At 67.7% G+C, this 16519-nt stretch carries 23 protein-coding genes; 7 read left to right on the plus strand and 16 right to left on the minus strand.

The window, feature by feature from the left end; all coding sequences use genetic code 11:
- Nucleotides 1-21: 21 nt before the first annotated feature.
- Genes ABZ195_RS21095 through ABZ195_RS21110 form a run of 4 tightly spaced genes read left to right on the plus strand, consistent with a single transcriptional unit; the run spans nt 22 to nt 3788 of the window.
- Entirely contained in the window at nt 22-501 is a 480-nt protein-coding gene (locus ABZ195_RS21095) for a hypothetical protein (protein WP_355221379.1), read from the plus strand.
- A complete protein-coding gene (locus ABZ195_RS21100) occupies nt 498-1694 on the plus strand; it encodes an MAB_1171c family putative transporter (protein WP_355221200.1) in 1197 nt (398 codons plus the stop codon). Before ABZ195_RS21095 ends, ABZ195_RS21100 begins: the two co-directional genes overlap by 4 nt.
- A gap of 2 nt (nt 1695-1696) precedes the next feature.
- Entirely contained in the window at nt 1697-3097 is a 1401-nt protein-coding gene (locus tag ABZ195_RS21105; protein WP_355221202.1) for a cytochrome P450, read from the plus strand.
- A 7-nt stretch (nt 3098-3104) separates the two neighbouring features.
- Complete coding sequence (locus tag ABZ195_RS21110) at nt 3105-3788, plus strand: Crp/Fnr family transcriptional regulator (RefSeq protein WP_355221204.1); 684 nt, start codon at nt 3105-3107, stop codon at nt 3786-3788.
- A 143-nt stretch (nt 3789-3931) separates the two neighbouring features.
- Here ABZ195_RS21110 and ABZ195_RS21115 read toward each other — a convergent pair whose 3' ends face one another.
- On the minus strand, nt 3932-4414 hold the full coding sequence (locus tag ABZ195_RS21115) for a hypothetical protein (protein ID WP_355221205.1): 483 nt from the start codon (nt 4412-4414) through the stop codon (nt 3932-3934).
- Here ABZ195_RS21115 and ABZ195_RS21120 point away from each other — a divergent pair.
- Nucleotides 4401-4565, plus strand: a complete 165-nt coding sequence (locus ABZ195_RS21120) for a hypothetical protein (RefSeq protein ID WP_355221207.1) — start codon at nt 4401-4403, stop codon at nt 4563-4565. The genes ABZ195_RS21115 and ABZ195_RS21120 overlap by 14 nt on opposite strands.
- 96 nt (nt 4566-4661) lie before the next feature.
- On the opposite strand, the gene ABZ195_RS21125 is transcribed toward ABZ195_RS21120, so the two are convergent.
- The 13 genes from ABZ195_RS21125 to ABZ195_RS21185 all read right to left on the minus strand — a co-directional run bounded on the left by ABZ195_RS21125 (nt 4662) and on the right by ABZ195_RS21185 (nt 10560).
- Nucleotides 4662-5072 (minus strand): type II toxin-antitoxin system VapC family toxin, encoded by a 411-nt coding sequence (locus ABZ195_RS21125; protein ID WP_355221209.1) that lies wholly within the window; start codon nt 5070-5072, stop codon nt 4662-4664.
- Between the two features lie 5 nt (nt 5073-5077).
- Complete coding sequence (locus ABZ195_RS21130; RefSeq protein ID WP_355221211.1) at nt 5078-5341, minus strand: type II toxin-antitoxin system VapB family antitoxin; 264 nt, start codon at nt 5339-5341, stop codon at nt 5078-5080.
- A 317-nt stretch (nt 5342-5658) separates the two neighbouring features.
- Complete coding sequence (locus ABZ195_RS21135) at nt 5659-6201, minus strand: hypothetical protein (RefSeq protein WP_355221212.1); 543 nt, start codon at nt 6199-6201, stop codon at nt 5659-5661.
- Nucleotides 6194-6487, minus strand: coding sequence for a hypothetical protein (locus ABZ195_RS21140; protein ID WP_355221214.1), 294 nt, complete (start codon nt 6485-6487; stop codon nt 6194-6196). Before ABZ195_RS21140 ends, ABZ195_RS21135 begins: the two co-directional genes overlap by 8 nt.
- Before the next feature lie 26 nt (nt 6488-6513).
- Entirely contained in the window at nt 6514-6876 is a 363-nt protein-coding gene (locus tag ABZ195_RS21145; protein ID WP_355221216.1) for a hypothetical protein, read from the minus strand.
- A gap of 23 nt (nt 6877-6899) precedes the next feature.
- Nucleotides 6900-7172: a hypothetical protein gene (locus tag ABZ195_RS21150; protein WP_355221218.1), complete on the minus strand. Its 273-nt coding sequence runs from the start codon at nt 7170-7172 to the stop codon at nt 6900-6902.
- Nucleotides 7156-7587, minus strand: coding sequence for a hypothetical protein (locus ABZ195_RS21155; protein WP_355221220.1), 432 nt, complete (start codon nt 7585-7587; stop codon nt 7156-7158). The genes ABZ195_RS21150 and ABZ195_RS21155 overlap by 17 nt, the downstream gene beginning before the upstream one ends.
- A gap of 2 nt (nt 7588-7589) precedes the next feature.
- The gene (locus ABZ195_RS21160) at nt 7590-8186 is read right to left on the minus strand and encodes a hypothetical protein (RefSeq protein WP_355221222.1); all 597 of its coding nucleotides are present in this window, start codon (nt 8184-8186) and stop codon (nt 7590-7592) included.
- A gap of 90 nt (nt 8187-8276) precedes the next feature.
- Nucleotides 8277-8783 (minus strand): NUDIX domain-containing protein, encoded by a 507-nt coding sequence (locus tag ABZ195_RS21165; RefSeq protein WP_355221223.1) that lies wholly within the window; start codon nt 8781-8783, stop codon nt 8277-8279.
- A 6-nt stretch (nt 8784-8789) separates the two neighbouring features.
- A complete protein-coding gene (locus ABZ195_RS21170) occupies nt 8790-9011 on the minus strand; it encodes a hypothetical protein (protein WP_355221225.1) in 222 nt (73 codons plus the stop codon).
- A gap of 20 nt (nt 9012-9031) precedes the next feature.
- Nucleotides 9032-9406: a type II toxin-antitoxin system VapC family toxin gene (locus ABZ195_RS21175; protein ID WP_355221381.1), complete on the minus strand. Its 375-nt coding sequence runs from the start codon at nt 9404-9406 to the stop codon at nt 9032-9034.
- Between the two features lie 5 nt (nt 9407-9411).
- Nucleotides 9412-9633 (minus strand): antitoxin, encoded by a 222-nt coding sequence (locus ABZ195_RS21180; protein WP_355221227.1) that lies wholly within the window; start codon nt 9631-9633, stop codon nt 9412-9414.
- 33 nt (nt 9634-9666) lie between these two features.
- Nucleotides 9667-10560, minus strand: coding sequence for an MPT63 family protein (locus ABZ195_RS21185; RefSeq protein WP_355221229.1), 894 nt, complete (start codon nt 10558-10560; stop codon nt 9667-9669).
- Between the two features lie 416 nt (nt 10561-10976).
- On the opposite strand from ABZ195_RS21185, the gene ABZ195_RS21190 reads away from it, so the two are divergent.
- A complete protein-coding gene (locus ABZ195_RS21190) occupies nt 10977-11537 on the plus strand; it encodes a hypothetical protein (RefSeq protein WP_355221230.1) in 561 nt (186 codons plus the stop codon).
- A 1785-nt stretch (nt 11538-13322) separates the two neighbouring features.
- Nucleotides 13323-14237: a hypothetical protein gene (locus tag ABZ195_RS21195; RefSeq protein WP_355221232.1), complete on the plus strand. Its 915-nt coding sequence runs from the start codon at nt 13323-13325 to the stop codon at nt 14235-14237.
- A 426-nt stretch (nt 14238-14663) separates the two neighbouring features.
- Here the strand turns inward: ABZ195_RS21195 and ABZ195_RS21200 are convergent, their stop codons facing one another.
- Together ABZ195_RS21200 and ABZ195_RS21205 are read right to left on the minus strand one after the other, a co-directional pair.
- On the minus strand, nt 14664-15326 hold the full coding sequence (locus ABZ195_RS21200; protein WP_355221234.1) for an HNH endonuclease family protein: 663 nt from the start codon (nt 15324-15326) through the stop codon (nt 14664-14666).
- Nucleotides 15327-15548: 222 nt separating this feature from the next.
- On the minus strand, nt 15549-16418 hold the full coding sequence (locus ABZ195_RS21205) for a DUF2637 domain-containing protein (protein WP_355221235.1): 870 nt from the start codon (nt 16416-16418) through the stop codon (nt 15549-15551).
- Nucleotides 16419-16519: the final 101 nt, after the last annotated feature.

The following is a 16519-nucleotide window of genomic DNA, read 5'->3' on the forward strand; positions in this document are numbered from 1 at the left end:
ATGGCGGTATCGAATGAGGACATGCTCGCGTTGGCGCGCGAGCTGCCCATCCCCGTCCCCTGGGATCTCGACGTCTTCATCGCCAATCTCGCAGCCCATCGAGGCCGCCCGATTCACCTGATTCCGACCGAGACCGAAGCGCTGGCCGGCAGCCCCTGCGGACTGTGGCTCACCCGCGATCACGACGACCTGATCCTGCACGAAAAGGGCACCAGCGCTTACCATATCGCCCACATCGTCGGACACGAGGTCGGCCATATGGTCCTCGGCCACGGCCGCAACCGCACCTTCGGCGCCGACCGCGACCGCGAGATCGAGATGTGCCGCAAAGTGATGCCCGACATCGACCCCGCCGCGGTCCACGCGGTCCTGGGCCGCACCGACTTCGCCAGCGACCAGGAACGCGATGCAGAGATGTTCGCCAGCATCCTCATGATCGCCGCCGCCGAGCGCGCCGACCACCAGTCGATGATGCGAAGCGTCTTCTTCCGATCGAGATGACCACATCGGTCCCGGCCTACCTCACCTGGCCGCTGCTGGTCTTCATGGTCGTCGTCGTCGCGATCCGCTACGCGTTCTTCAACAGCAGCCAGTACGAGACCTACCTCAACCACACGCTGGCACTGATGGTCACCTCCAACCTGCTGCGCGAGCACGCCATCCAAAACGCGCTGGCCGACCACACCCCGGTGTCCATCACTGCGGCCCAACAACTCTCACTGGCGGTCATGATCTTCGCCGCAGCCGAATTCCTCGGCTTCGTCACCCTTTGGACCTCGCGCTCACCCGAGCTGACCCGCCGACGGCAGCGCTACCACCGCGTCGCCGCGGCCCTACTGGCCATCGCCTTCCTGATCGCCGCCACCCCCGCCCGCCGCGCCGGCCGAACCCTCGAAGAGTTCGGCGGCTGGTACAGCGTCGCCGCGTGGGCCCTGCTCACCGGCATCTTCATCGCCCTGGCCTATCGCCTGCTCAAGATGGCCATCAAGGAGCTGCTGCGACCCGACGCCAAACCCCGCGAACGCCTACTGGCCGCCGGCGGGTTCGCTATCGGCATCGCCGTCGGCAGCACCAGCATCGACGCCGTGATCCTCGCCGCCCTCGAAGAACTCGGATGGCTCCACACCGTCGAATTCCGCCTGAATCTGCACGGCTCCAACATCTTCTGGGAAACCGTGGGCGTCAGCCTGATCGCCGCGGTCCCAGCCGCCAAGGCCATCGCCGCACGCATCGGACTCGACGCCACCAGCCGCCACTGGCGCCAGCTGCAACCCCTGCGCGCGGACATGATCCACGCCGTCCCCGCCATCGCTTTCGAGCTGCACACCTCCAGCAGCCGCCGCCAGAAGACGCCCCTGGACCTACACCAGACGACGGTGCAGATCCGCGACGCGATCCTTCAACTGCGCGCCTACTTCCAGGACGCCAGCCAGTCGCAGGCCGCCTCCTACGTTCAGCGCTACGCGATCGCCCCGAGCCACCGCGACGCCGCCCTGTCGGCACTGCAGCTGGCCCACGCCGTCCACGCCAAGCAAGCCGGCGCCTCCCCGGTCCCGGTCGACACCGCTGTCATCCTGCAGTCCCGATCGACCAACCTCGAACAGGAAACCGCCGAGCTGCTCCGCCTGGCCCGGTGGTGGTCCCACGCCCGACAAGAGGCCCAGCACAGCTGGGCGAAGGAGATGAGCGAATAGCCATGCCCACCAACACCTCTGCCACACTTCCTCACCCCCGCTGGCGGATGCCGATCATCGGCGACTTGCTCACCATCGACCTCGCCAAGCCCACCCAGGGCCTGGCCCGTGACATCACCGCCCACAACGGCATCGTCGAGCAACGCATCTTCGACTTCCCCGTCATCGTCTTGTCCGACACCGGCCTGGTCAACGACGTCAACGACGAGAGCACCTGGGAGAAACACGTCGGGCACTCACTGCGCAAGCTGCGCCCCGTCGCCGGCGACGGCCTCTTCACCGCCTACAACGACGAGCCGAACTGGGCCGCCGCCCACGCCATCCTCATGCCCGCGTTCACCAAGGCGGCCATGGAGTCCTATCACCCCACCATGACCGCCACCGTCGCCGAACTGATCGACGCCTGGAGCACCCGCGCCGACACCGACGCCTGGATCGACATCCCCGCAGAAGCCAACAGGCTCACCACCGAGCTCGTCGCCCGCGCCGGCATCGGCCACTCGTTCAACAAGCTCGACGACACCAGCGACGACCCCTTCATCACCACGGTGCTGCGCGAGCTCAAGTACGCCAATCGTCGCACCGACGCCATTCCGTTCTACGAGAAGCTCTTCGGCAAAGGACAACGCGCGCAACACCAGCAGGACAAGAAGTGGCTGCGCGAGCAGATCGCGACCATCATCAACGACCGCCGCAACGCCGGCCCCCACACCGGGCCCGCCGACATGCTCGACCACATGCTCAACACCGCCGACCCCGCCACCGGCGCGACCCTCGACGACGCCAACATCACCAACCAGATCCTGACCCTGCTCGTCGCTGGCAGCGAGACCTCAGCCAACGCCATCGGCTTCGCACTGCACTACCTGGCCAACAACCCCGACATCGCCGCCGCCGCCCAGGCCGAGATCGACCAGCGCTGGCCCCAGCGGTCCTTCCCCGACATCGCCTTCGACGACGTAGCCCGCCTGCGTTACCTCCGTCGCGTCGTCGACGAGACCCTCCGAATGTGGCCCGTCGCCCCCGGCTACTTCCGGCAAGCCAAAACCGACACCACCATCGGCGACGGCAAGTACCACTTCGCCAAGGGCGACTGGGTTTTCGTCCTCTTGGTCGCCGCCCACCGCGACACCACCACCTGGGGCCCCGACGCCGACCAGTTCCGCCCGGACCGCTTCCTCCCCGAGAGCATCCGCGCCCTGCCGCCCCACATCTACAAACCGTTCGGCACCGGCGCCCGCGCCTGCATCGGCCGCCAGTTCGCCCTCCACGAGATCATGCTGACCCTGGCCGCAGTCCTGCACCAGTTCACCCTCGAACCCGAGCGCGGCTACCAACTCAAGGTCTCCGAGACCCTTACCCTCAAGCCCGACGAGCTACGACTACGCCTACACCGGAGGTAACCCGAGCATGCACGGCATCGAGGTCCTCGCCCGAGCCGGCATCTTCCAAGGCCTCACCCACGACACCATCGCCACCCTCGCCGCCCAACTCGAACCCATCCACTTTCCCGACGGGCGAACCATTTTCGCCGAAGGCGACCCCGGCGACCGCCTCTACATCATCATCGACGGCAAGGTGAAGATCGGCCACACCACACCCGACGGCCGCGAAAGCCTCCTGGCCATCATGGGACCCGCCGACATGTTCGGCGAACTCGCCCTCTTCGACCCCGGCCCACGCACATCCACGGTCACCACCCTCACCGACGTCGAAGCCGTCGCCGCCGACCGCACCGCACTCACCCACTGGATCCACACCCACCCCGAGATCGGCGAACAACTCCTGCGCGTACTGGCCCGCCGCCTGCGCCGCACCAACGACATCCTGTGCGACATCATCTTCACCGACGTCCCCGGTCGCGTCGCCGGCCAACTCCTCCACCTCGCACAGCGATTCGGCGTCCGCACCGGCGACGCACTGCGCATCGACCACGACCTCACCCAGGCCGAGATTGCCCAACTCGTCGGCTCCTCACGCGAGACCGTCAATAAGGCTCTGTCCACCTTCGCCGATCGCGGCTGGATCCGCGTCACCGGCAAGACCGTCCTGATCGTCGACCCGCAACAGCTGGCCCACCGCGCCCGACGATGAGGCCTCGGCGGAACTCACACCTGCCGGGGCTCTGTCCAGCAAATCGCCCCACGGCAGAACACCTCGACAGCCCCACCAGCGGCTTCGCCGCGCGAAGTGGCACATGGGCAAGCATCGCCTCGACTGCGCAGCTACCCCAGGAGTCAGAACGTCCGCGGGTCCGCTTCGTCGCCGAGGTGATCGGTCCAGCCCAAAACCGTGCTTCCATCGTTGCTCACCAGGGCAATACCACCGAACGGGATGCTGCCCGACGGGTCGGCGGGCGCATAGAAGACGAGATCACCGTTGTCTTTGCCTGCGCCGGAATAGCTTTCACCGGGCATCAGGGTTCCTCCCCGCCAAAACGACGCGAAAGTCGCGAACTCGGGCTCCCACTGGTTGTTCGCGTTGGCCGGAATCGCAGCGTATCGGTTGCCGCCGACCTCAACGACCGACCAGTCGGCGGTCGGAGATCGCGGGGTCCACTGCCCCGGCAGGGTGTCTCCGCGCAGCAGCAACCGCATGTTGGCGATCGAGGCGTTGAGCGCGACGTCGCTGCGATTGTGGACGTTCACCTTGACCTTGACTTGGCCTTGCCCCCTTGGCCCTTCAAGGAGGGCGTGCTGAACGACGTTGACGTCAGCCATCGTGGCGTCCGGCGGCGCAGCCGGCGGCGGAGCCGGCGGGGGTTCAGAGGTCGACGTTGACGACGGTGAGGAACTCGTACTGGACGGACTGGTCGAACTCGTCGTCGAGGTGCTCCCACTGCCACCCAACGATCCCGGTGGATACACGTAGGTGACCACGGCCCAGACCAGAGCACCCACGGTGCCCAACGCCCCGATGACCGTCCACCTGAGCGTGCGAGACGAATCGTCGCTCACCTATCCCCCCTCACTTCCAGTGGCCGATCACGCCGTCGAACACGAGGTCGGTCCTCGGAAAGTCATCACCGACCGCGATGAGCGACTCACCGGAAACCTTCGCGGCCGCATACGTCATGGCATCACCGAAGTTCAACGCCGCCGGATGCCGCCCCTTGCCGTACTCCAGGTACGCACGATGAGCCACCACAGCATGTTCTTCAGTGAAATGCCCAACGCCCAAATTGATTTCAGTACGCACACGATCGAACAAGGTCCGGCCGATCGGTCCATGACGAGCCGTCAACACGATGAGACACTCGACGACACTCGGCGCCGCCATCACCGGACTCCGATCACCGGCGAGCGCCCCAGCCACCTGCTCGGCGTACGGCGTCTCGCCTTGAATGAGCGCGACCACAGCACTGGTATCGATGATCATGGCGGCTACACCCCCGTCTCTGCGTCGTAGCCGAGTGCCTGCTCGCGCTCCTGCTTGCTGATCGGTGAGCGGTCCCCGACGAGCGGCCACACTTCCGTCCGCAACACCGACAGCAGTTCCTCGGCGCGATCACCCCGACGCGCCTGGGTGAGCTCGATCTGCGCGCGCAATGCGTGCCTGATCGCGTCGATCCGGCTTGGTAGGTGGAGGCGCCGTGCGAGTTCGTCAGCGAGCCGCGTGACTTCCTCGTCCTTCACGTTGAATGCCATAGGTACATGGTACCTCGAAACGGTACGTGGTACCATCGGCGAAACGAACCGCCCAACCCACGGGAGTCACCCCGGCCGCTTCGGCTGCGCCCAGATCGGCTCCCACCACCCACGCTCGAGTTCGGTCACGACATGCGCCATGTGCGCCACGATCGCGGCATAGCTCATCGGGTGCGCAACGATGCACCCGTTGTCGCCGACACCGATCTCCTCTCCACACGCGGGACACCACTGATCCGCCAAATCGGGAGGCGACGGAGGTATGGCATCACTGCCCGGACACAGCTTCCTAGCTGGACGCCGCCGAACGGCTGGTGTCACTGTGTCGTAACCGATCTCGTCGACCGCGAAGACACCCGACGCCCGTCGCGAACCAGCCCGGCCCCGCCAGCCCGCACCGCCTGATCGAGCAGACGTCGGATCTCGCGGAGTTCGGCAAGGTTGGCATCCAGCGCCCTGCCGGCGACCCCCGCGTCGCGAATCGACCGGGCGGCCGCCAACGCCGCCCCGAGCGCATCCAGGCGCGCCAACACCACCGGGAAACTCGGAGCCTCCTCGCCGACGCCACCCGTCTGCACCCCGTCGAGGTCCACGGCTGTGTCCATCTCCGCGTCCGTCGGATCACCCAGGAACCGCCAGAACACGTCCTGGCAGTCGCCGCCGGGGCGGATGCGCTCGACCACGCCCAGCCGGTCGAGCGCGCACAGTTGCGGATAGATCCGGTAGCCGGTCTCGTCGTAGCGGCGGGCACCCAGTAGCTCGCACACGCGCCGTGTGGAGGCCGGCGTCGACCCCTCGGCGCGCAGCGCGGTCACGATCCGGTCGCGCAGGGCAACGGTCTGCGGCGAGGGCCTACCCATGCCCGGCCGCCGGATCGCGATCAGACCCCTTGTCCTTCAGGTCGTCTGGTTCGTCGCACGATCCGCTGTTGATCGCGGCCACCCCGGCCGCGGTGAGAACCCAGCCGCGCGGCTGCCCCCACGAGTACGGCTCGATGAGCCCGCGCTGCCTCAGTGAGCGAATCGTCGACCCAGGAATGCCCAGACCGGTGGTGTCAAGGTAGCTGTCGCCACCAGCAGGCGAGCGGCCGTCGGCGATCATGCGCATGGTTACGCGCTGCGACCAATTCAACGGTCCCGTCGTCATGCCCTCGATCCCCACATCCGTGCCTGTTACGCGGACAGCCCGTCGTGTGGGTGCCACAGCAGGACCAGCGGACCGCGCAAGTACTTGCTGCTCCAGGGGAAGGGCCGGTCGTCGCCGAAGACGACCCCGTGCTCGTCGTCGAACCGCGCCACGATCGACCCGTCGGCCTTGTTGAACGCCACGGCGCGGACCGGGACGTCGGCGGCGTCCGCGACGGTCCTGAGATCCGCGATTACCCGCAGGGCCGCCTCGGCGAGGTGGCGTACCTGGTCGACGTCAGCGTCCGTGGGCTCTCCGGTCAGCTGCCGATCCCTGAACCGCTCGATGCAGATCGCCTGCGCGACAGCGGAAACCGTTCGGTCGTCGGCCCATCCCACTGTGGCGCTCATCGGTTCTCCCATGACTGTTCCCTCTACCGCGGGGTGTGGTCGCCGGCGAGGTGACGCTGCCACGTCGCCCCGAACTCCGCCAACGCTTCCGCCTTCTGCTCTGCCAGATACCCGGCGTACTCGTCGGGATGAGCGGCCTTCAGCCTCGCCAGCGCGCGACCGGCGCACGGCGAGATCGCGTTATGCCGCAGGATCGTCCGGCGGACCCCGCAACCGCATTCGGCCGAGTCATCCGGCGGACGGATCGCATCGTGGTCCAGGTCGACGACCTCGTGACCACTACCGACCAACACCATCCGCGCTTCCGGTCTCCGCAACAGCCCCGCCCGCCTCCGTCAGCCACTCGCACGCCAGATGCCGTGTGGCGAAGGGCCCGCCGATCTGCGTCCACCACGGTTCACCCGACCACTCCGGGCTCCGGGGGTTCGCCCGGTTGACGAAGAATTCGCCGCCAGGGGACTTCCGCAGCCAGTACTGATGACCGTCGCGGGTCACGACGTCCCGGATGCCCGCGGCTGCCACATCCGGCGACAAGCCCTGCTTCCAGGTGTCGTAGAACTCGTCGAGCGAGTACCCGTCGGCCTCGCCGTCACCGTCCGCGGAGTGACCGAGGATCGACTCGACCGCATCGATCCAGCGCTCCCACTCGGTCGGCTCGCAGGCCGCCGACTCGTAGGCCCAGATGCCGGCGTGGTCGGTACCCGTACTCATCGCTACGCTCCAGCCCGCGGGCGGATCGGCGCCGGGTCGTAGCACTCCCGGTGCCCGTCGTTCGAGTAGTGCTCGGTGGCTCCCTCGCATCCGCGGGGACAACCACCGCCGTCGGTGCGGCTGCCACCCGAGTGCGGGCACACTCCACGCTGCTGCCCATCACGGTCCTCGTCGAGGTGGTGGATCGGCAGCGCATCGTCGGGGAAGAACTCGTCGGCCGCCGGCCGCACCAGTGTCTCGTTCGCCATGTCGACTCCTTCCGGTTGTGCGTGATTGTCCGCCGCGGGGCCGACACATCCAGGCGCCTCGGTCGACTGGCGCCGAATGTCCTCCGCAGAAACCCCCGGAAGGGGGCCCTTGGCCATCACCTCCTGCATCAACGAGGTGATCCGCTCGCGTACTTCTACCTGCACCTGGGCCCGCAGCTCCGGCGACTCACTCGCCGCCGCCACCAGCTCGTCGGCCTTCGCATCGGCCGCCTCCGCCGGCAGGAAGAGATTGCAGCCCGTCGAAGCCCCCGAGGTGAATCCGTCGTACCAGACGTGAATGAGCGCCTGCTCCAACGACATTCCATAAACCGGTGTCGCGCCGTCCGCCATGACAGCTCCCTTCACTCGCGCTTGTTCGAGTATGGGCGCCGCCACGTCGTCAAACCGGGCCCGGCGCACACCCAATCAAGGGACGCGCCGTCACTGCAGGTGACGCGACCGAAGCACTTCCGCGCACTGTGCGCGAGCCGCCTGCGTGGTGGCGAACGCGGGGTCAACTAGCCCGAGCCATATGTCCTGCCCATCGGCAAGCGACACCTGCAGCGGCAGAGCCACGAAACGGCAATGGAAAGACAGTCCCGCATCAGCGTCGCGCCCAGACACTCTGTGCGACCACGCATCTGGGACATCAGACGGGGCATCGACCACGAAGAACGTCGTAGACCGCGGCTGCCTCGTAACGGGGTGCGGCTTATCCTCGGTGTGCAGCCGCGCGCGGACCGCAACCCCGATCAGACCCGTCTCCTCGGCGACCTCACGCACAACCGCACCCTCGGCCGACTCGCCCGCCCTGATACCGCCGGCAGGGATCTGGGTGCCGGCCTCCGGCATACCCTCCTGCTCAAAGACGAGCAGCTCGCTACGACGCCCCCGCTGACGAATGACGTAGGCCGCGACGCGCTGACGACTGGCGGCATCATCGGGCATCGACGTTTAGGCGGCGCCGCCGGCGATGAGCGTCAGCGCAGGCGGCCCGACCGTCTCCGGCGCCTCGGCGGGCTTCTCGTTGAGCATGTCGAAGGCAGCCGAGCGGATCGTGACGATCTCCAGGGGCCCCAGGTCATTCAGTCTGCCCAGATAGTCGGCGATCTCCTGCGGCTCCATACCCTCATCCAGGAAGCCGCGGATCACGTTGCGCTGCAGTATGTTCAACACCTTCTCCACCTCCTTGTCATCTAGTTCGCTACACGCAGTACCGGGCAGCGTGCCGCAGTGACCGCGCTGAGCTTCGCATCAGCGGTCACAACCGCACAGTCGAGCGCTTCGGCCAGCGCCACATACGACGCGGCGGCGGTGTCGAGGACCTCACGCAACTCCCACACCCGCTTCAGCAGCCCACGGCCGCTGACGCGCCGGACCCCCAGGCCCTGCCACGCCTCGAACGCGGCCTGCGCCGCACACTCGTCGATCCGCCCCTTGGCCAGGCAGCCGAGCAGGCCGTTGACCACCTCGACGTCGATCACCTCGGGCGCCCACACGCGCTCGGCGGCCAGGCGTTCACGAGCCTGACCGTCGTTGAGTAGAGCGGCCACGGCCGCCGAGGCGTCCATGACGATCACGTCCTCGCGCGGCCTTCGTCGACCGCGGCGACGATCTCCTCAGCGGCGACACCGAGGTCCGGCAACGCGGCCAGCAGGTCGGCGTTGTCGGCGCGTCGAGCAGATTCGGCCAGTTCCCGCGCGGCGTAGGCGTTCACCGAGATGCGCTCTCGGGCCGCCAGGAGCGCGAGCCGGTCTGCGACGTCCTGGGGGACGTCACGTAGGTACACAGTCGCCATGTTGCACAATGCTAGCAGAGTGCAACACTCCTGCTAGGGGGTTGGCACCACCGTCGTCGACGGCGCCACAACCTGACCACCCTGACCATGCGGCACCGGCGTCCCCGAACTCCCCGCAGGCGCCACCGGCACCTCCGCCGGAGCAGCCGCAGGAGTCGCAGCCGGCGCACTCGGAACCGCAGACCCAGCCGTCGGCGGCACCGGCGTCCCGACACTCGACGGCAGCGGCGTACCCGAACTACCCGGCAGCGGCGTACCCGCACTACCCGGCTCCACAGGAGTACCGACACCACCAGGAGCCACCGGCGTTCCCACGCTGCCCGGCACCGCCTCGCTTCCCACCGCAGCAGGCGCAGCACCCGGCACCGCCGGCACAACCTCCGCCGGAGCCGCCGCCTCAGACCCCGAGCTCGACGCACCCGACGAACCACGCCCCGACGACGCAAGCCGCGGCGGAGCCGGCGGCGGCTGCACCCACACCGCCAAATCCGGGCCACCCGCGCTGTACACCACACTGTCCGGCACGTCACCGGTGACGTCGAAATACACCTTCCCCGACGTCTGCTGCCCCTGAGCGAGCACAGCCGGGTTCACTCCCTGCGGCGTCGCCACCCCAAACAACACCCGGTAGGTCTGGCCACTGCGCGCACGCGCGTTCAGGTTCGACACGACCGGCTGAACAGTGCCGCGGACCGCGGTATCTGTGGCGGTCGCCTCCCAGAGCGTCCCGGCCACCCGGTAGGGAATGACGTCGGCGCTGGGCTTCAGATTCGTGACCGTCCAGGCCTGCACGACATCGCCGTTGACCAGCTCAGCGGGCTGACCGAGGGTGTGCACCACCGCGTCATCCGCGGCCGCGGTCGGAGCCCCGACCAGACCAAGGCACACCACAGCGGCCGAGGCGGCCACCAGATTCCGATTCCACATGCAAATCCCCTGACTCGACGTGTCTACATCAGCAAGCTAACAGCGTGGGGCGAAAAATCGGCCTGCCGCGCGCCATGAAATTTACCGTGCGCGGGAAAATTACCGGCAGCCGCACGCGCTCTATCAGCACCGATGACATGTCCCGCAGCAGGCCCCGGTGACCCCGCTTCCCAGCCATAAGCTCGATCGACGCGTCGCCGAGCCGGCGCAGCACGTGCCGCTTGCAGCGGAAATATCGTCTTACCGCCCCATGTTGCATTGTGCTAGCATGGTGCTATCACACCGATACGACAGGAGTCCGGCCACTCCCACACCGGACCAATTAGCAAGGAAGGGGGTTCGCCATGGCACGAAATGCGCAGCTTGACGCCCCGATCAGCAGTGACGTAGCGACCCTGCCGCGCTACCATTCCCCCATGGAGGGAAATCGCCCGATCGCCGCGCCGCCCGGGCCCCCGCCCCAGTGGCCGCCGTACTACCCGCCTGCCAAGCCGGCACGGCGGTGGCTCCCCGTCGCCATCATCGTCGCGGCCATCATCATCGCCACCGCGGTCATCGCCGCTGTACTCCTGAGCCGCGCACCCGACACCGCCGCACCCGCCGGCCCGGCCCCCACGGCTGCGCAGAACGCGCCCGCCCAGGGCGCCGACGCGACCAACAGCACGTGCAAGGCCTGGCCCTCCACGAAGGCCGCGCTCAACTCCATCCCTGCCCTCCCGGCGGGGTGGAACTGGGAGACGCCGAATATCAACGTGTACATCTCGAATCAGAGCGCAGCCGTGAATAAGGCCCTCGACCTTTTTGAGGCCGACATCGCGGCCGGCGATCCGTCGGATGTAGTCGCGGCGGCGAACACGTACATCTCGGAGCGACGCCAGGCGATGCAGAAGTTGGTAGACCACACCTACACCACCGCCGATGGCGTCCCTGGCAATGTCGCACTGGCGAAGCTCGATGCCGTCTGCGGCACCAGCTGACGCCAGGCGGTACGCGAGCCAGTGACGCCGAAACCGACCACGCCGCACGCCTCTGAGATCCTGCAAAATTTCTGGGAGGACTCTCTTCAGCCTGCAGATTTGATGCGGCGGTCAGTGGAGCTGACGAAGCTGTCGGGACAGCTCGTCGCTGCTGCTCAAGACGGACAGGTCGCGGCCGTCCAGCTGCTCAATTACGGACAGGGCGGACTCGCCGAAGTCATCTCGGGCGCGTGGGCCCAGTACTTCATGAAAGTCGGCGTCGTGGGGGCCCAGGTCGGCCAGGCAGCCGCATGCTTGGAGGCCTGGGCCACCACGCTTGGTGCGATGCTGTCGGAGATGGCCGCCGTCGTCGGCTGGGCAGAAGCAGCGATCTTCGCGTTCGAGGCCGCCCGTGTCGCGGAAGAGATGGCTGGCATGGACGTCGACGGGCTCATTGAGCAGGTCAAGAACGAAGCTAAACAGCAGGTCATGGCGATCTCGGGCGCCGCGATGGGGGCACTCGCCGCTGTTCCGTCCTGGGCGGCCAGCGTCCCGACCACGCCGCCGATGACCAGCGGCCTACCTGGCGGGGAAGGTCAGTCGCCCACGGGTGCAGCTGGGACGGAACCGGGGTCGACCGCTGGCCAAACTTCGACCGGAACTGCCGGGTCTGACGCAGGACCGAACGCCGCCTCGCAGCCGGCGTCGAACACCACCGGCACCGGCACCGCCGGAACCGACGCAGGACCCAACGCCGCCGCACAACCAGCGTCGAACACCACCGGCACCGGCACCGCCGGAACCGACGCAGGACCCAACGCCGCCGCACAGCCAGCGTCGAACACCGGCACCGCCGGAACCGGCGCGGGCCCCAATGCCGGGGTTCAGCCAATCTCCAGCACCGGGACAGCCGGAACAAGTGGGGGTCCGTCAGCAGGCGGCTCTGGGCTTGGCGGCTCGGGTGGCGGTGGTGCTTCGGGAGCGGGCGCCTCGGGCGGCGGTGCCGCTTCAGGAGCGGGCGCCTCGGGCGGCGGCGGGACGTCGACGGCCGCCGGATCGGCAGGTTCACCGGCGACTTCACCTTCTCCGGCGAGCTCGCCGGTTTCGTCTTCGTCCGGCACGTCGCCGGCCGGCATCGGCGGCGCTGGCACCGAGGGCAGCTCATCAGCCTCAGGCGCGGCATCTGGCGGTGGCGCTTCGGGCGGAGCGCAGCCTGTCTCGCAATCGTCGGCGCCGGCATCGGGTGAGGCGCCGGCTGCTGCGGCACCCGTGCATACAGAAGCAGCTTCAACTACCGCGTCGGGTTCGGCGGCTCCTGCCGCGGCTGTCGCTGGTCCTGTGTCGGCGGCGGCCGCGCCGGCAGCAGCCCCGGCTGCTGCGGCGCCGATGTCGGCCGCACCATTGGCGTCGGCGGCCGCTCCGCTAGCTTCAGCGGCAGCGGGCGCCGTCCCCGCGCCGCCTCCCGCGCCGCCACCATCACCGTTAGCTCCCCTGTCGCCGGCAGCACCTGCCGGGGCAGTGCCCCCGCCACCGCCGACCATGGCGGCTCCTCCGCCGGCGGCTGGTGTGCCGGCGACCGCAGTGCCGGGCCCTGCACCGGCTCCTGCGCCCTCTCCCGCTCCGAGTCACGGACCGGCTCCTGGACCTGCACCTGGTGCACACACGGCTCCGCCGTCGTCGACGCCGGTGTCCAATAACTCGTCGTCGCAGCAGAATCCGGATCCGTCTTTGCCGCCCTCAGCCGGTCCGGTCGGCGGCGGCGGTGTCAGCGGTCCGATCATCGCTCCGCTCAGCGCGTCCGATCCCTTGATCGCGCCAGCCATCTTTACCGCCCCCGTCAATCCCCTTGTCCTGCCGGATGACCAGGATCTGGCCACCGTCCGCTATGTCGTCGAAGCTGCCGGCGGCGCGTCGGCGGTTCATTGGGCCGCCGGCATGGTCGTGACGAGCGGCCGCCGACAGGTTGTGGTGACATCGGACCGCGGCCGCGGCTGGGTTCCCGCGGAATCCTTCTTGCCAGCAGATGTGGTCATGCCGTGGTCCCACGAGGAGTCCTCCCGCTGGGAGGGCACGCTGGATCCGGCACGGGTCATTGCCGAGTACGCCGCCGCAGTCAGTGGGCGGCTGACGGCCTTGGCGTCCACAATGTCCAGCGCCCCGGCCGTCACCGCCGGCCTGCCATGGGCCTACGTGGATGGGACCGTGAGCGCGCATCCGGAGCTTCTGAGCGGGCCTGTGGTCACCCGGTTCGAGCTGCAGGTGTCCGATGCGCGCCGGCGCGCGGTCAAGCACATCGTCGATCCGGTCAAGCAGCGAGAACAAGTGCTGTGGCTGGCGTTCAGCGCCGACGAGAAGGCCGGCTCGTCCTCGACTCGGCACAAGTTGCTATCGCTGTGCAGCTCGAACCTCGGCCGGATCGATCAGCCTCGCTGGGTGGCGTCGTTGCCGTGGGAGCAGCTGGAAGAGGAGCACCACGAGCTGTGCGTCCAGGAGCGCGCGGCCCGCGTCGACGTCCGTGACATTCCGCTCGGGCAGCTGGACACCGAGGGTGGTGCGTGCCGGCAACTGCTGGCGCAGGCGTATGCCACCGAGGCTGCGCTGGCGATGCGAAATCCCGTCGCCCCAAGGGCGTTGGCGGATGCCACCTACTCGTGGAGCATGCTGCTCGACGTCCAGTCAGCTGAGCCGACGTCTGCCCCGCCGCAGCTCGCAGGACGTTAAGTGACCAGCGTCGCGCTGACGTGCGCGCTGCTGTCGTCGAAGTACTCCTCGCTGCTGGACCGCCTGCGTGAGGAGACGCGCGCCGCCGATGTTGTGCGCGTAGGTCCGGCTGATGCCGAGGAGCCGTACCCTGCGCGGGTGCTGGGCCCTGACGAGCTGCCGGGGCCGCCGTCGGCACGGTACGTCATCGAGTGCCTGCTCAGCGATGGTCAGCTACTGCACGTGTCGGATCACCGCGGGTTCGGGCTGAGGAAGCTGGCTCGGCCAGCGGCGGCGCCGGATGACTGGATCATCGAAATCTGGCCTCATCGAGACGATTACGCATCCGGACTAGTCGACACCGCCGCCTGCAGCGAGCGCAGCCTCGACGGCCTTATGGTCGCTGTGCGGGACGTCTTGCGCGTGCAGGGTATGCGCGGCGCGCGTTCAGCTCAGGGGCGCGGCGGCGCAAGCGGCGACGGCGGCGTTCTTCTCGCTGACGGTAATGGGCAGCTCGTACTTGACCATGATGGTCAGGTAGTCAACGGCGAAGGGGCACCGGGCTTGTGGTAGCTCGGGACTCCACTCTTCCAACGATTTGTCGCTCTTGTCGCGGTTGACTCGGGATGACAACGCACGCAGTTCGATAGGGTCGTTCGCGAAAATCTGGCGCTTGCGTGAATCCCATTGCCAGGCACCGGCATTCCAGACGTGGTGAAGAGCCACGGTGTGATCGATTTGGACGTCGCTCAGGTCGACTCGCTCGCCGCTGTAGGGGTCTTGGAGCCAACCCGCGATCACCTTGCAGTTTCGGGTGCCGGGCTTGAAGCTCACATCGCGTAATTGGCTGGAAATCACCCGGTTGCGGGTATCACAACCCGAGGTGTCGCTGGGATCGTTCCACGCGGGACCGAAGGAGCAGGCGTCGCCCTTCTTGCAGCTGCGCTCGTAGCCGGGCACATCGTCGATGCGGTCGACCACCTTGACCTGATCGAGCAGTGAGGCCAGATCTCCGGTCGTTACGGGGGCGGCGATCGCCACGGTGTCACCGCGGTAGCCGAGGTCGAAGCTCGGGTTCAGCCAGGCCCCGATCGCGATGGCCACACCCATGAGGGCTACTGCCCCGCTCCTCCGCTTGAACCGCATGCCATGCCTCCCGATACCGTGTTCTGCCAGCTCAGCCTATCGGCGCATTCCGACAATTCTGGCTGCGCCGATAGGCGAATCACGCTGCCATATAGCGGTTTTAGTCGATGACGGTCGTGACCTCGGGTGATGACACGTCCCCGACTACGGGCGAGCGAGCGAGCACCGAAGGATGGGGCCCCGGCGCTAGGTCGACTCGCCGCCGAAGCCGGCAGCAACTGCGGCTTGCTGGACTTTCCGGATCGTTTCGTGATGCAGACCGGTGGCGCTGTTGATGCCCCGCTGCGAGACTCCGTTGTGGGTGGCCTCCAGCACCTCGGCGATCTGCTCGACCGGGCGGTCGGCGATGGCCTTGACCGTCGGGTTCTGCTGCTGAATCGTGCGTGCAGCTTCGATCCAGTAGCGTCGACGGTCCTCTTCCTGCTGCACCTGCTGCACTTCCTGTTGTAGCCGAACAGCTTTCACCGTCATCGGGCGCACTCGCGACAAGATCGCAGAGCCATGAGCGACGGCGAGAAGTGACAGGGGAGGCACGACACCGATCGCTGCCTTGAGCCAGGGCGCGAGCCCGGTGCCGGGCTCGATGGTCGCGTGCAGCGCGTTGGCTCCGACGCTGACCATCGCGGACAAGGCCAGCACCGTCCAGAAGAACCGCCGATTTGCGCGCTGCTGAGCACCGTACGCGCCCAGCGCGAGCACAGCCATGGTGGACGCCAGGATCGTCCCATCGACGATGATCGGCCACAACGGGGCGAGGTTGCGCGGATAGCCGGCGCGGATCGCGAGGTCGGTGAGCGACGCGAAGCTGAGGACGAACGACGCGACGCCGATGACAGCGGTGATCGCCACCGCGGCAAAGCGGGTGGCGCGCAGCATCTTCGCCGATCCCGGCGCGGCCAGGACCTCTTCACCGTCAGCGAAGACGAGATCGTCATCGCGAGGCGGCAGCGTCGCCGACAGGCTGGGCATTGTCGCGATCGGCGCCGTGGGCGACGGCAGCGCGGCACCGTTGCGGGCGGGGTGGGTGTCCAGCGGGGCGTCGTCGACGACAGTCATGGCGTCCTCAGGGCTCTGTGAAATCGTGTGCAATTCGGGTCGAATGAGCCGAATATTGCTGGCGCACAACGCCGATGCTCATCCTCGTACGCAGAAGCCTA

Source organism: Mycobacterium sp. NPDC006124, from assembly GCF_040614235.1.
GTDB lineage: Bacteria > Actinomycetota > Actinomycetes > Mycobacteriales > Mycobacteriaceae > Mycobacterium.

Bases quoted from the DNA above. Each gene is read 5' to 3' on its own strand.
- ABZ195_RS21095 (WP_355221379.1), top strand. From the start codon at position 22: ATGCTCGCGTTGGCGCGCGAGCTGCCCATCCCCGTCCCCTGGGATCTC.
- ABZ195_RS21100 (WP_355221200.1), top strand. From the start codon at position 498: ATGACCACATCGGTCCCGGCCTACCTCACCTGGCCGCTGCTGGTCTTC.
- ABZ195_RS21105 (WP_355221202.1), top strand. From the start codon at position 1,697: ATGCCCACCAACACCTCTGCCACACTTCCTCACCCCCGCTGGCGGATG.
- ABZ195_RS21110 (WP_355221204.1), top strand. From the start codon at position 3,105: ATGCACGGCATCGAGGTCCTCGCCCGAGCCGGCATCTTCCAAGGCCTC.
- ABZ195_RS21115 (WP_355221205.1), bottom strand. From the start codon at position 4,414: ATGGCTGACGTCAACGTCGTTCAGCACGCCCTCCTTGAAGGGCCAAGG.
- ABZ195_RS21125 (WP_355221209.1), bottom strand. From the start codon at position 5,072: ATGATCATCGATACCAGTGCTGTGGTCGCGCTCATTCAAGGCGAGACG.
- ABZ195_RS21130 (WP_355221211.1), bottom strand. From the start codon at position 5,341: ATGGCATTCAACGTGAAGGACGAGGAAGTCACGCGGCTCGCTGACGAA.
- ABZ195_RS21135 (WP_355221212.1), bottom strand. From the start codon at position 6,201: ATGGGTAGGCCCTCGCCGCAGACCGTTGCCCTGCGCGACCGGATCGTG.
- ABZ195_RS21140 (WP_355221214.1), bottom strand. From the start codon at position 6,487: ATGACGACGGGACCGTTGAATTGGTCGCAGCGCGTAACCATGCGCATG.
- ABZ195_RS21145 (WP_355221216.1), bottom strand. From the start codon at position 6,876: ATGAGCGCCACAGTGGGATGGGCCGACGACCGAACGGTTTCCGCTGTC.
- ABZ195_RS21150 (WP_355221218.1), bottom strand. From the start codon at position 7,172: ATGGTGTTGGTCGGTAGTGGTCACGAGGTCGTCGACCTGGACCACGAT.
- ABZ195_RS21155 (WP_355221220.1), bottom strand. From the start codon at position 7,587: ATGAGTACGGGTACCGACCACGCCGGCATCTGGGCCTACGAGTCGGCG.
- ABZ195_RS21160 (WP_355221222.1), bottom strand. From the start codon at position 8,186: ATGGCGGACGGCGCGACACCGGTTTATGGAATGTCGTTGGAGCAGGCG.
- ABZ195_RS21165 (WP_355221223.1), bottom strand. From the start codon at position 8,783: ATGCCCGATGATGCCGCCAGTCGTCAGCGCGTCGCGGCCTACGTCATT.
- ABZ195_RS21175 (WP_355221381.1), bottom strand. From the start codon at position 9,406: ATGGACGCCTCGGCGGCCGTGGCCGCTCTACTCAACGACGGTCAGGCT.
- ABZ195_RS21180 (WP_355221227.1), bottom strand. From the start codon at position 9,633: ATGGCGACTGTGTACCTACGTGACGTCCCCCAGGACGTCGCAGACCGG.
- ABZ195_RS21185 (WP_355221229.1), bottom strand. From the start codon at position 10,560: ATGTGGAATCGGAATCTGGTGGCCGCCTCGGCCGCTGTGGTGTGCCTT.
- ABZ195_RS21190 (WP_355221230.1), top strand. From the start codon at position 10,977: ATGGAGGGAAATCGCCCGATCGCCGCGCCGCCCGGGCCCCCGCCCCAG.
- ABZ195_RS21200 (WP_355221234.1), bottom strand. From the start codon at position 15,326: ATGGGTGTGGCCATCGCGATCGGGGCCTGGCTGAACCCGAGCTTCGAC.
- ABZ195_RS21205 (WP_355221235.1), bottom strand. From the start codon at position 16,418: ATGACTGTCGTCGACGACGCCCCGCTGGACACCCACCCCGCCCGCAAC.